The sequence below is a fragment of the Staphylococcus sp. GDX8P80P genome, from assembly GCF_017893095.1.
Classification (GTDB): domain Bacteria; phylum Bacillota; class Bacilli; order Staphylococcales; family Staphylococcaceae; genus Staphylococcus; species Staphylococcus borealis.
This window is the reverse complement of sequence record NZ_JAESMI010000130.1, coordinates 1-13,210: the sequence shown is the minus strand read 5'-3', so window position 1 is coordinate 13,210 and position 13,210 is coordinate 1. Positions and strand designations below refer to the sequence as shown.

At 32.0% G+C, this 13,210-nt stretch carries 12 protein-coding genes and 3 tRNA genes; 3 read left to right on the top strand and 12 right to left on the bottom strand.

Going from position 1 to position 13,210, the window contains the following annotated elements:
- Positions 1-164 precede the first annotated feature (164 nt).
- From KA858_RS10900 to KA858_RS10890, 3 genes are all read right to left on the bottom strand, one after another.
- Positions 165-395: a hypothetical protein gene (locus KA858_RS10900; protein ID WP_053031508.1), complete on the bottom strand. Its 231-nt coding sequence runs from the start codon at positions 393-395 to the stop codon at positions 165-167.
- A gap of 47 nt (positions 396-442) precedes the next feature.
- The gene (locus KA858_RS10895; protein ID WP_210135687.1) at positions 443-1,375 is read right to left on the bottom strand and encodes a type I phosphomannose isomerase catalytic subunit; all 933 of its coding nucleotides are present in this window, start codon (positions 1,373-1,375) and stop codon (positions 443-445) included.
- 405 nt (positions 1,376-1,780) lie between these two features.
- Complete coding sequence (locus KA858_RS10890; protein ID WP_210135686.1) at positions 1,781-2,437, bottom strand: SDR family oxidoreductase; 657 nt, start codon at positions 2,435-2,437, stop codon at positions 1,781-1,783.
- Between the two features lie 146 nt (positions 2,438-2,583).
- Between KA858_RS10890 and KA858_RS10885 the strand changes: the two genes are divergently transcribed.
- Both KA858_RS10885 and czrB read left to right on the top strand, forming a co-directional pair.
- Positions 2,584-2,913 carry an ArsR/SmtB family transcription factor gene (locus KA858_RS10885; RefSeq protein ID WP_075109267.1) on the top strand — a complete coding sequence of 110 codons (330 nt, stop codon included), beginning with the start codon at positions 2,584-2,586 and terminating at the stop codon, positions 2,911-2,913.
- Positions 2,906-3,844 (top strand): CDF family zinc efflux transporter CzrB, encoded by a 939-nt coding sequence (gene czrB, locus KA858_RS10880; protein WP_075109268.1) that lies wholly within the window; start codon positions 2,906-2,908, stop codon positions 3,842-3,844. Before KA858_RS10885 ends, czrB begins: the two co-directional genes overlap by 8 nt.
- A gap of 76 nt (positions 3,845-3,920) precedes the next feature.
- Here the strand turns inward: czrB and KA858_RS10875 are convergent, their stop codons facing one another.
- Entirely contained in the window at positions 3,921-4,652 is a 732-nt protein-coding gene (locus tag KA858_RS10875) for a metallophosphoesterase family protein (protein ID WP_210135685.1), read from the bottom strand.
- 131 nt (positions 4,653-4,783) lie between these two features.
- Here KA858_RS10875 and KA858_RS10870 point away from each other — a divergent pair, with 131 nt between their 5' ends.
- Positions 4,784-5,890 (top strand): YtxH domain-containing protein, encoded by a 1,107-nt coding sequence (locus KA858_RS10870; protein WP_210135684.1) that lies wholly within the window; start codon positions 4,784-4,786, stop codon positions 5,888-5,890.
- Between the two features lie 52 nt (positions 5,891-5,942).
- Here the strand turns inward: KA858_RS10870 and KA858_RS10865 are convergent, their stop codons facing one another.
- From KA858_RS10865 to KA858_RS10830, 8 genes are all read right to left on the bottom strand, one after another.
- Complete coding sequence (locus KA858_RS10865) at positions 5,943-6,797, bottom strand: HAD family hydrolase (RefSeq protein ID WP_228480725.1); 855 nt, start codon at positions 6,795-6,797, stop codon at positions 5,943-5,945.
- Between the two features lie 329 nt (positions 6,798-7,126).
- Positions 7,127-8,932 carry a glutamine--fructose-6-phosphate transaminase (isomerizing) gene (gene glmS / locus KA858_RS10860; protein ID WP_075109401.1) on the bottom strand — a complete coding sequence of 602 codons (1,806 nt, stop codon included), beginning with the start codon at positions 8,930-8,932 and terminating at the stop codon, positions 7,127-7,129.
- 661 nt (positions 8,933-9,593) lie between these two features.
- The gene (gene glmM / locus KA858_RS10855) at positions 9,594-10,946 is read right to left on the bottom strand and encodes a phosphoglucosamine mutase (protein WP_210135683.1); all 1,353 of its coding nucleotides are present in this window, start codon (positions 10,944-10,946) and stop codon (positions 9,594-9,596) included.
- A gap of 25 nt (positions 10,947-10,971) precedes the next feature.
- Positions 10,972-11,904, bottom strand: a complete 933-nt coding sequence (locus KA858_RS10850; RefSeq protein ID WP_210135682.1) for a CdaR family protein — start codon at positions 11,902-11,904, stop codon at positions 10,972-10,974.
- 1 nt (position 11,905) lies between these two features.
- Positions 11,906-12,712: a diadenylate cyclase CdaA gene (gene cdaA, locus KA858_RS10845; RefSeq protein ID WP_053031531.1), complete on the bottom strand. Its 807-nt coding sequence runs from the start codon at positions 12,710-12,712 to the stop codon at positions 11,906-11,908.
- A 232-nt stretch (positions 12,713-12,944) separates the two neighbouring features.
- Positions 12,945-13,017: transfer RNA gene (locus KA858_RS10840), tRNA-Lys, on the bottom strand.
- 3 nt (positions 13,018-13,020) lie between these two features.
- Positions 13,021-13,095, bottom strand: a tRNA-Gln gene (locus KA858_RS10835).
- A gap of 6 nt (positions 13,096-13,101) precedes the next feature.
- A tRNA-Tyr gene (locus tag KA858_RS10830) sits at positions 13,102-13,185 on the bottom strand.
- Between the last annotated feature and the right edge of the window lie 25 nt (positions 13,186-13,210).

Here is a 13,210-nt window from a genome sequence, read left to right as displayed (position 1 = left end):
AAACTAAACCAAGACTAAAAAAGTCTGATTTCCACCTTGTCGCTTAATCTTATTTTAATTAAATAATTTTTTTATTTATCAACCGATGTTTGCGTAGAACCAAAAAATAGAGCAAACATTCAGAATCAATGACCAATTAATTCTAAATATTTCCCCTATATAAGTTATTGCTGTGCAAGTAAGCTACCTAACAATGGCATTAAATTAATCATAATACCTCCAAGTTTCAGTAACCCACTGATTTCTTTATCTTTAAACGTAATGATTGCACTTATAATACCTAAAATTGCCACAACCCTAGGAATCGTAAGCGAAGGATATTGTGGCATATTGAAGAAAACACCTGCTCCTGCAATCACACCACATACTAAGGAAATATATAAAAATTGTTTCAACACTCACACTCCTTTAGAAATAAATGACGTAACTATATAATGAGATATTAGATATAACTAATAATTAATGTGAAGTCTCCTTCAAAAACGCTATCTAAGTCTTCTGAAGTTAACACGAAGTTAGAACCTTTTTGAATTTTAAAGATTTCGCCATCAACAATCATTTGTCCATCACCATTAAGGACAGAAACAAGACAAAATTCTCTTGGTTTCATATAATTTAGCGTTCCACTGACTTCCCATTTCACCATCGTAAAGAAATCATTAGACACAATGTGACTACACTTATGATTTTCAATAATTTCATTTTCCGGAACAATACTTGATAATTCTTGAGAATATTGAATGACATCTAATGCTTTATCGATATTCAGAGAAGAAGGTTGATCACGTTCTCTATCATAATCATATAGTCTATATGTAATATCTGAAGACTGCATTGTTTCATATACTGTAATTCCTGCACCAATTGAATGTACCGTGCCAGCAGGAATAAAGTAAAATTCTCCAGGTTGTACGTTTACCTTTTTGAGTGTTTCCATGAATTTATTTTGTTCGATTTGCTCTTCTAATTCTTCTTTTGAGTTAACTGATGTACCGATGATCACTTCAGCATCTTCTTCAGCATCGATAATGTACCAACATTCTGATTTGCCATATTGCCCATTTTCATATTCATAAGCATAAGAATCATCTGGGTGAACATGAATCGATAGTGGTTCCTTAGCATCAACGATTTTACAGAGTAAAGGAAAATCCTTACTCGGAAAGTCTCCAAATAGTTCTCTATGTTGCGTCCATACTTGATCTAAAGTTTGTCCTGCATAAGGACCATTAAGAATCATACTTTTACCATTTGGGTGTGCTGAAATCCCCCAACATTCTCCAACTGATTCACTTGGAATGTCGTAATTAAATTGTTTTAGTTTATTACCGCCCCAAATTTTTTCGTGAAAAACAGGCTTTAAAAATAATGGCATAATTGCACCCCCTAAAACCGTTAAAGGCCGTATTCTCTATTTCTAAAGTAAATAATAATTTGCTATTTAATATGTATTAAAACCTAAAAGTCAATTATGTAAGCGTTGAATTATAGTCATGCTAAAGGATAAACACGACCTATATAATCACTCGTATTTTTATTATATCAACTTTAGTCCTATTTTAATAGAAATTATTAAAATGATAAAAGAAGTGGTCGTGGGATTGACGTTCAATTTGCTAGGCCCACGACCACTAATACATGGATGACTGGCGCTAAGAATATTTAGTTTAATTATTACTCAATACTGTTAACTACTGCGATTAATCAATACAACTTCTTATTTTCACCTTTTAACATAGTCATATAATGTGTATACAAAATAGTCATCTTTAAACTTTAATTATTCATATGAAGATAATGCTTCGCGAATTGATTGATTACCAGAAACAACTTGAAATTCTTTGTTCACAAATTTATTATCTGATGTTGCAACTTCTTTTAACACGCTTGCTACATCTTCTCTAGGTATAGCACCTCTACCTTCAAAATATAATGCAGTTTCAATTTTAGAAGTGCCTTCTTTATCTTCTAAAGCACCTGGGTGTACAATTGTATAATTTAATCCAGAATTAATTAAATGCTCATCAGCGTAATGTTTTGCAATCGTGTAGGGTTTTAAATCACCACTTGCTTCAAAAGCTTCTCGACGGGCATCATACGTTGATACCATAATGTAGTGCTTGATATTAGCTTGTTTACTTGCTTCAATAGTTTTAATTGCACCATCTAAATCTACAATAATTGTTTTATCTGCACCTGTACTGCCACCAGAACCTACTGAGAATATCACTTTATCAAAGCCTTTAAATGTTTGAGTTAAATCTTCAATACTATCTTTTTCAACATCGACCAGTGTTGCTTTAATATCCTCTTGTTTTAATGATTCTACTTGCTCATTTTTTCTAACACCAGCTGTGAAATCGACATTATCTTCTTTTAATTGTCTAACTAATTTTGAACCTACGCCACCATTAGCACCTATAACTAATAAACTCATATAAATCGGCCTCCTTATTAAATCTATATCCTTGCTTTAACCACTTTCAGGAAAATTAAAACGTCAGTCATTTTTTGACATAAATATCATTATGTATTACATTAATATATGAGCATATATTCATATATTAATAAGAGGTGTTTCACATGACGGTTCATGTTAACGATTCAAACGAAGAAGCTATTTTGAAACAAACAACAGAAATTTTCAAAGCTTTAAGTGATTACAATAGGCTAAGAATTCTTCGCTTGCTAGATCAATCAGAGGCAAGTGTTGGGCATATTACACACACGCTAAATTTAAGTCAATCTAACGTGTCTCATCAGCTTAAAATCCTCAAACAAGCAAGACTTGTTAAATCTTTAAGACAAGGCCAGTCAAAAATTTATTCACTTGATGATCAACATGTTTCTACGTTATTGAAACAAGCTATTCATCATACAATACATCTAAGAGGTGACCATTCATATGACTAATCATTCGCACTCACATTCACATGTTCATACGAATAATAAAAAGATACTAAGCATTTCATTTATAATCATTGGGCTTTTCATGGTAATAGAAATTGTAGGTGGCTTTATTGCCAATAGTTTAGCATTATTATCTGATGGGTTACATATGTTTAGTGACACGGTTTCACTAGGTGTCGCGCTGATTGCCTTTATTTACGCTGAAAAGAATGCTACATCTACTAAAACATTTGGTTATAAACGCTTCGAAGTATTAGCTGCTTTATTTAACGGCGTTACTTTATTTGTCATTAGTATAATTATCATTATCGAAGCAATTAAAAGATTTTTTGTACCACCTGAAGTTCAATCAACAGAAATGTTTATCATTAGTTTAATTGGTTTAATCGTTAACATTGTTGTAGCTATTATCATGTTTAGAGGTGGCGATACATCACATAATTTAAATATGCGTGGTGCATTTGTCCATGTTCTTGGAGATCTATTAGGTTCTGTAGGGGCAATTATCGCTTCAATTCTAATTTGGACATTTAACTTTACCATTGCAGATCCAATTGCAAGTATATTCGTCTCACTTTTAATTTTGAAAAGTGCTTTTGGTATTACACAATCATCGATTAACATTTTAATGGAAGGGACACCTTCCGACATTGATTTAGAACAAGTCATTTTCACCATTATGCATCATGAGGAAATACAAAATGTTCATGACTATCATGTATGGACCATTTCCAATGATATGAATGCATTAAGTTGCCATGCAGTCGTAGATAAATCACTAACGATGGATGCGTGTGAACAATTACTTAAACGAATAGAACATGACTTAGCACATCTCAATATTCAACATATGACGATACAATTAGAAACACCAAAACATCAACATGATGACACTATATTATGCTCTGGTGTCATGCATCATCATACACATTAAAATGATTTTATTAGATATTAATCAAGGGTTGGACTATGAATTCAATTAGAATTCTGTCCAACCCCTATTTCATTGCTTATAGAAAATGGTCAAATATAAGTTGCTTTGCTGGTACTTGTTTTTCGTCAAAACCTTGTAAATATTCTTCATTATCATAAGGAAGTTTTATTCTTTCAATTGAGAACTCATTATCATTAATCGTTACGATACCGTAAACTGCATTAGCCCTATTATTTAGACCTACAGCACCAGGATTAAAGTAAATCGTTTCATTATCATCATATAAATGCATCTGATGATTGTGACCAAATGCAATTAAATCAGCATCTTTATCTTTGAACAGCTCAATAATATTGTCTTTACTATTCTCAGTGATTGGACTAAATGGTTGTCCTTCAATGCCAGTTTCTAATTTTTGATTTTCAATTTCATAATGAATGAATAGTAATTTTTTTCCACAAATTGTTTTTTCAATGTATCTTGGCAATAAGTTGATTTGGTCGTAATAATCCTCATCCATATGACTCTCTATCCATTGATGATGTTCATAAAATTTATCCTTTAAATCTTCTGGATAAGGCGTGCCATTTACTAATGACATAACCGCTTCATCATGATTACCAGCAATAATTTCCATATCATCACGATCAAATATGATATCTAATACTTTATTTGTTTCATGACCAATTCCGATATTGTCCCCAAGATTATAAATTTTATCAATATCTTCTCTATTATCAATATCATCTAAGACAGTTTGTAATGCATCGAAATTACCATGCACATCTGTAATAATCGCGAATTTCATGATGATATCTCCTTTCAAAATTTAATCATTAGCATATTTTAACACTTAATCTTGAAATATGTTAGATATTATTTTAAAAAAAGTATAAATTTTGATATTGTATTTATATTAAAGTAAAGGAGTGCTTATATTTGTTCAAATATCATAGTTTGGCATTAAAAAATGCTAAGCCGCAAATTCTTAAGACGATTCTATTTAGTATCGTAAGTTTTATTGTAGTATTTGCGGTTTTTACTGTTGCTAGAACTTTCTTTATGCAGTATTTCATGCAAATGCAACTAGCAGCACAATTTCAACAATCATCGGGTCCATATTTAATAATTATGATCCTAGCTTTATTACTGGGATTACTATTCTTTGTATTTGCTGGTTATCAATTACTGGCAGGTGCAATTAACGTTATCGCTAAAGCAATTTCAAGAGAAGATGTTCATTTTAGTGATTTAGTCGTAGCTTTTAAAAAAGGTAAATATGGTAAGAGTTTACTTCTATCATTAATTACCATTGGATTATTTATCGTGATGTACTTAATTATAGTAGCATTAAATTATTTATTTAATTTAGCTTTAACACCTTTATTTACATCATTACAGTCAGCAGTCAGTGCATCTGACAATGCTATTGCTATTTTACTAACGATTCAAATTATAATTTTAATTATCATTGGTTTAATAACATCAATCGTATCTTGGTTCTTTTTCATATTAATGATTAATTATACTGTGTCATTAGTGCGTGAATCTAATCATAGTGCTATTTCTCACTTTAAAAATGGCTTTAAAGGAATTAAAAATGGTCATAAAACATGGTTAAAATTCTTTATTGCTGTGCTTTTAATCAATTTAATTATTATTATCATTACACAACCGCTTGGGACAATTCTTTCTGTAGCAACAGGTAATATGTCTCAAAAAGTTGCTACAGTTATTTTATATGTAGCACAAATCATCATTATTGTATTACGTTTAATCCTTTATTATATTCTTATCATGGGTGTAGTACAGTACTTCTTAAAACGTGGTGAAACATTAAGTACGACACCAAAAGAGAAGAAAACTAAACGTAATAAAGCAACGCGTAAAAATGATACGTTAAATAAACAAATTAATGATGACAAAGCGCATCAATCCACTAAAGACGTTGCAAATGATCATTCAAATAAAATGAAGCGCAATGTTGAACAAAAATCTGAAAATATTAACGGTGAAGCTAGTAAAAATCTAAACAAAGATAAATAATAAAAATAAGGTGGAACCTATGCCAATGCGGGGTTCCACCTTTTTTTCAATATTATTTTAAAAATTTACTTTCCAAGAATAATGCAGCACCATCTTCTTCATTCGTAAATTCCGTTACCTCATCAGTAATTTCTTGTATTTCTGATCGTGCATTTTTCATGGCAACACTATACCCTCCAAATGCAAACATCGCTCTATCATTATCACTATCTCCTATAACTAGTGTATCCGCTTGTTTAATGTTGAAATGGTCAATCATTTCTTTAATACCTGTTCCTTTATCTGTATGATGCGCCATTGTTTCAGCGTTAAATCTCGATGAATTAGAAACACTAATATTTAAAAGAACTTGATTCTGAATAAGTTCATCTCTGAAAGTAGTTATTTTCTCTAAGTTTGTTGTAAATAAATAAATTTTAGCATAGTTATCTTCAGGTATATGATCTTTCCAATCAATCTTACCAGCCATTGCATCTCGTCTAGATTTCCATTCACTTTCACTTACATGATTCGGCGGTGTATCACCTTTAATCATTTCTTGCATCCAAACTTCATCTTCCTTTAGTGCTATTCTTGAGCCATTAAACGGGAATACTTCATAATATATTTCCTGTTGTTGCGCTAATGACACGATTCGTTTAACACTTTCAGTTGATAAACAATGCATAAATAGGTTATCGCCATTTATTTCCCCACTTGTACCATTTGAACTAATGATGCCATCAACTTCAAATTGAGGTGGCACAAGTTGATTAATTTCAGAATAAGAGCGCCCTGTTGCTAGGAATACTTTATATCCTTTTGCTCTTAAATCATCAATAACTGTTTTTGTTTTAATTGAAGCTTGATTATCCTCATGTAAAATCGTTCCATCCATATCTAGAAAAATCGCTTTGATATTATTCAATGTCATATCGCTTTCTCCTTTAAGTATCTTTTATAAAATTGTGGCATTATTTGATAAAATGTGCAATGACCTTATCTTTTAAATATAAAGAATATCGTTGTTTATCATTTACGACGACGTACATTTTCCATCGAAATCAACATGATATCACCTCATAACATTACAATTGTAAGATCATTCTGATATTTTATCAAAAAATCACTTGCATACATTATTGTGTTGTTAGTTGTATAAAAAAAGAGCAAGCCCAAATCCAAATGAATTTGTGATCTTGCTCCATTGAATGTATTTTAAATGAATGTAGTCCTATTTCCTAAAACTAAAATGAACTATTCAACTGTAACTGATTTAGCTAGGTTACGAGGTTTATCTACATCTAAGCCTCTGTGTAACGCTGCATAGTATGCAATTAATTGTAACGTAACAACAGATACAAGTGGTGTTAACAATTCGTGTACATGAGGGATGACATACGTATCTCCATCTTTTTCTAAACCTTCCATTGAGATAATACAAGGCTTAGCACCACGTGCAACAACCTCTTTAACATTACCACGAATAGATAAGTTAACCTTTTCTTGTGTAGAAAGTGCGATAACTGGTGTACCATCTTCAATTAAGGCTATTGTACCGTGTTTAAGTTCTCCACCAGCAAATCCTTCAGCTTGAATATAAGAAATTTCTTTTAATTTTAATGAACCTTCAAGGCTGACATTATAATCCATTGTACGACCAATAAAGAACGCATTACGTGTTGTTTCTAAGAAATCTTTAGCAATTTGTTCCATTTTAGGTGTATCATCAACAATTGTCTCAATTGCAGTTGTTACTTTAGCTAATTCTCTTAATAAATCAATATCATTATCTCGACCATGTGCTTTGGCTACAACTTGAGATAAAATTGATAAAACTGCGATTTGAGCTGTATATGCTTTCGTAGACGCAACTGCAATTTCAGGACCAGCATGTAATAATAATGTATGATCTGCTTCACGTGATAATGTTGAACCAGCTACATTTGTAACCGTTAATGATTTATAACCTAATTTGTTAGTTTCAACTAATACCGCACGACTGTCTGCAGTTTCCCCTGATTGAGAAATATAGATGAATAAAGGTTTTTCAGACAATAACGGCATATTATAAACAAACTCAGAAGCTACATGAACTTCAGTTGGTACCCCAGCCCATTTTTCTAAGTATTCTTTACCTACTAATCCAGCGTGATAGCTTGTTCCTGCAGCAATAATATAAATACGATCTGCAGCGGCAACATCTTTAATAATTTCTGGATCAATTTTCAAGTCGCCATTATCATCTTCGTATTCTTGAATAATACGACGCATAACTGCTGGTTGTTCATTAATTTCTTTAAGCATATAGTGGTCATAGATACCTTTTTCAGCGTCTGAGGCATCAATTTGAGCCGTATACGTATCACGATCTTGAACATTACCATCTTGATCTTTAATGATTACACTATCTTTCTTAACGATAACGATTTCATGGTCATGAATTTCTTTATATTCATTCGTAACTTTAATCATAGCTAATGCGTCTGATGCAATAACATTGAAGCCTTCGCCAACACCAACTAATAAAGGTGATTTGTTTTTAGCTACATAAATCGTGTCTCTATCTTGGTTATCAAGTAAACCTAATGCATATGAACCATGTAATAAAGATACAACTTTAGAGAAAGCTTCTTCAGTTTCTAAACCTTTATTTGAAAAGTATTCAACTAACTGAACAATGACTTCTGTATCAGTCTCAGATTGGAATGTTACATCTGCTAAGTACTCACTTTTTAATTCTTCGTAGTTTTCAATGACACCATTATGAACTAATGTGAAACGTTCACTATTAGATTGATGTGGATGTGAGTTAACAGTACTTGGTACACCGTGAGTAGCCCAACGTGTGTGACCGATACCAACATGTCCATCCGTATCATTATTGTCAGCAACTTTTCTTAATTCTGCAATACGACCTTTTTCTTTAAATACAGTTGTACCATTATCATTTGCAACTGCAATACCAGCTGAATCATATCCTCTGTATTCTAATTTTTCTAATCCTGATAATAGCAATTCTTTTGCATTATCGTATCCGATATATCCTACAATTCCGCACATAAATTTTTTCCTCCGTTAAATATAGCTTGAAAATTTTATCTGTTATATAAAATTTAAATAGGTTAATAGATTTTACAACTTTGTAATTATCTTTTAGACAATATCTTTTAATATTGATAATTTATCTTTATCTTATTTACCCTATTAAGCCATATTATATTTCTATGATTTTTTTAAAATTTAGGCATTCTTATTATTTTTGTGCATTTAGTTACCTAAATGTTTTAAATAATAAGCTAACGAATGAGCCGCATCCGGAATAGCATCCGCCGATATGTTCGATGACTATTCTCCTCGTCTGCAATAATATAATATGTTCTACAATAGTTCTCATATTTAACTTTTGATCATTGAAACACATATATATTGCCCTGGCGCTTTGTAATTATTTTTATACTATCCTCCTTCCAATATTATTTATTTTACACTTTTCAGATAAATGAATGCAAACAATTTCCAACCTTTTTAGCGAAAATAAAAATAAATATATTTTATAATTTTCAGAAATAGGTAAAAATTAATCTTTATTATTAAATTAATACTAAACAATATAGCAATCAATGGAATGTAAGCACTTTCAATGCAATATATCTATTAAAAAAACTTCAAAGTTACAATTTAATGTATACTTTGAAGGTTTATAGTGTACGAGATAAAATTATTATTCTAAGCCCATTTTTGCTTGTACTTCGTCTGCAATACGTTGAGCAAAACGTTGCGCGTCTTCATCAGTTGAAGCTTCAACCATAACACGAACTAATGGTTCAGTACCTGAAGGTCTAACTAAAATTCTACCTTCGCCGTTCATTTCAGTTTCAACTTCATTCATTACATTTTTAACATCTTCATTTTCTTCTACATGATGCTTATCTGTAACTTTAACATTGATTAAAGACTGTGGATACTTTTTCATTTGCGCAGCTAACTCACTTAGTGGTTTGCCACTCATTTTAATTACGGCAGCTAATTGAACACCTGTTAGTAAACCATCACCTGTCGTATTGTAATCCATCATAACTATGTGACCTGATTGTTCACCACCTAAGTTGTAATTTCCTTTTCTCATTTCTTCTACTACGTATCGATCTCCAACTTTTGTTTTATTAGATTTGATACCTTCATTTTCAAGTGCTTTATAGAAGCCTAAGTTACTCATTACAGTAGAAACAATCATGTCATTGTTTAATTCTTGATTTTTATGCATTTCTTGACCAATTACAAACATAATTTGGTCCCCGTCAATGATATTACCTTTTTCATCAACGGCAATTAAACGATCTCCATCTCCATCAAATGCTAAACCAAAGTCGCTTTCAGTTTCTAGGACCTTTTCAGCTAATAATTCAGGATGTGTTGATCCACAATTATCATTAATATTATAACCATCAGGACTACAACCAATAGTTTCAGTATCTGCTTCTAAATCTCCAAATAAGAAAGGCGCTAGTGCTGATGTAGAACCATTTGCACCATCTAATGTTATTTTTAATCCTTCTAAATTAACATCAATTGTTGATTTTAAGTAACTTAAATATTTCTGAGCACCTTCAAAGTAATCTGAAAAATGAACAATATCTGTACCAACTGGTCGTGGTAAATCGGGATTTTCTTGATCTAATAATGCTTCTATTTCTTCTTCTTGAGCATCTGATAATTTGAAGCCATCTGCTCCGAAAAACTTAATGCCGTTATCAGCAACAGGGTTATGTGAAGCCGAAATCATAACACCTAATTCAGCACCCATTTCTCTAGTAAGATAAGCTACGCCGGGTGTAGATATTACACCCAATCTCATAACTTCTGCACCAATTGAAGCTAAACCTGCAATTAAAGCAGATTCTAGCATTTCGCCTGATACACGTGTATCTCTACCTACTAAAACTTTAGGTCTATTAGCATCCTCGTTATGTGCTAATACATAGCCACCATAACGGCCTAACTTAAATGCTAATTCAGGTGTTAACTCTTTATTAGCTATACCTCTTACGCCATCCGTACCAAAATATTTTCCCATTATAAATACTCCTTTATAAAATGTTTTAGTTTAAACTTATATGTGCTGTTATGTCATCTGGATCAGCTTTTTTCACTTTATCTGGTAATTGCAATTGAACGTTCTGATCTGTCGATTCTGTAATATTATCAAGATCAACTGTCGCTTCTATCTCATTAATATCTTGCAAATCATCTCTATTACCATAAATTTCAATTTCGTCTTCATCAAGCGTTATATTATCTAAACTAGCACCATTAGGTAAACTACCTTTTTGCTTGATTTTAACTTTAACCTTTTTACTATATTCTTGAAGTTTAACATTGAGTTTTACTTCATTTGGTTGAATATTAACATCCAGTTTATTTAATGATTTATCAAATGCAGTAACATCTGCAACATCCGATGTGTCTTGACTTAATTTATTTGCATCCTTAAAAGTCGCTTTTAAGTATGCGATTTTCTTAAGTTGTTCTCTACCACCTGTTACTTTAACTGAATTAGGCTCTACAGAACTATCTCTAACTTTATAATTTGGGTCAATATCATCTTTACCTATATCTGCCTGAACATGCATCGTTTTGGTTTCTTTGTCTTCTAAAGTGACATAAGCTTGTTTCGGTTTAACATTATAATTGATATCATTACTCAAGCCTTTAACAATGTAATCCTCTTTATACCTTCCTGCTTTAGCGTTCGATAAATCTACTGCAACTTTAATATCGTCCGTATTTTCAATTTTAATTAACTTTGACTGTGGACCTGAAACAGTGACATTAACCGTCTCAGGAGCTTTAGTTACATGTAAATCCTTAGAATTATAAATTATCTCTACTGGTACATCTTCAATTGTTTTAGATGAATTTTGTGATAAATTATCATTATTGAAAATGTTACCAAACACATTATTAACTGATAAATAGAAAAAGATTGCTAATAAAAGTGCAATAAATCTAAGACCCCATTTGCTCTCTAGCATCTTATTTCACACCTTTCTTTTGAAAGCGTGTTCCAAACCAATGTTCGGCTAATAATTCTTCAAATACCTCACTTGAGATATCTCTACGTAATTTGCCATCAAATGTTACTGATATTGATCCCGTTTCCTCTGAAACAACGATTGTAAATGCATCTGAGACTTCAGAAATACCTACTGCTGCTCTATGTCTAGTACCTAGGCTTTTAGAAATTTTAGCACTATCTGATAACGGTAAGTAACTCGCTGCACTCGCAATCTTAGAATTTTGAATTATCATTGCACCATCATGTAACGGTGTATTCGGTATAAAGACATTAATTAATAATTCTTGTGATATTTCAGAATTCATCGCTATACCCGTTTCAATATAATCCTGCAATCCCGTTTCCTTTTCAAATACGATTAAAGCACCAATACGTCTTTTAGCCATATACTGAACAGCCTTTGAAACTGCTTGAATTAACTTTTCTTCATCATGACTGTATGTATTAGTATAACGTTTAAATAAGCTTCCACGACCCAACTGCTCTAATGCTCTTCTAATTTCTGGTTGAAAAATGACAATAAGTGCAAGTACTCCCCATTGAATTACAATATCAAAAAGCTTAGATGTGGCAGTTAAATTTAGAATTTTACTCACTTGTTGCCCAATAACAATAAAAAGTATACCTTTGAGTAATTGAATCGCCTTGGTTCCTTTAAATACAGTAATGAGAAGATAAAGGACATACCATACTATAAGTAAATCCAGTACACTCGTTACTATTTTTAATGTACTAAGATTATCAAAAAAGTTGGAAAAATCCATAGCATCTCCTCCGAATATTTTTTCCATAGTCATAATTATACCAATGATAATGACAACTGTCATATGTACAAACACATTGTATTAAAAAAATAATAAGTATAAAACATCAATCTTTTCAAACTCATTCTATCCCTTTTCACAAATTTTATGAATACAATATGTTAAAAACTTTTATATTATAGTATTGTTCAAAAACACAAAAAAAGCACTCCTACTTAGGAGTGCTAGTGAGTGAGCCATAGAGGATTCGAACCTCTGACCCTCTGATTAAAAGTCAGATGCTCTACCAACTGAGCTAATGGCTCTAATGGCTGGGCTAGCTGGATTCGAACCAGCGCGTGACGGAGTCAAAGTCCGTTGCCTTACCGCTTGGCTATAGCCCATTAGAATGGTGGAGGGGGGCAGATTCGAACTGCCGAACCCGAAGGAGCGGATTTACAGTCCGCCGCGTTTAGCCACTTCGCTACCCCTCCGAAATTTAAATGGTGGAGAATGACG

Bases quoted from the DNA above. Each gene is read 5' to 3' on its own strand.
- KA858_RS10895 (WP_210135687.1), bottom strand. From the start codon at position 1,375: ATGCCATTATTTTTAAAGCCTGTTTTTCACGAAAAAATTTGGGGCGGT.
- KA858_RS10890 (WP_210135686.1), bottom strand. From the start codon at position 2,437: ATGAGTTTATTAGTTATAGGTGCTAATGGTGGCGTAGGTTCAAAATTA.
- KA858_RS10885 (WP_075109267.1), top strand. From the start codon at position 2,584: ATGACGGTTCATGTTAACGATTCAAACGAAGAAGCTATTTTGAAACAA.
- czrB (WP_075109268.1), top strand. From the start codon at position 2,906: ATGACTAATCATTCGCACTCACATTCACATGTTCATACGAATAATAAA.
- KA858_RS10875 (WP_210135685.1), bottom strand. From the start codon at position 4,652: ATGAAATTCGCGATTATTACAGATGTGCATGGTAATTTCGATGCATTA.
- glmS (WP_075109401.1), bottom strand. From the start codon at position 8,932: ATGTGCGGAATTGTAGGATATATCGGATACGATAATGCAAAAGAATTG.
- glmM (WP_210135683.1), bottom strand. From the start codon at position 10,946: ATGGGAAAATATTTTGGTACGGATGGCGTAAGAGGTATAGCTAATAAA.
- KA858_RS10850 (WP_210135682.1), bottom strand. From the start codon at position 11,904: ATGCTAGAGAGCAAATGGGGTCTTAGATTTATTGCACTTTTATTAGCA.
- cdaA (WP_053031531.1), bottom strand. From the start codon at position 12,712: ATGGATTTTTCCAACTTTTTTGATAATCTTAGTACATTAAAAATAGTA.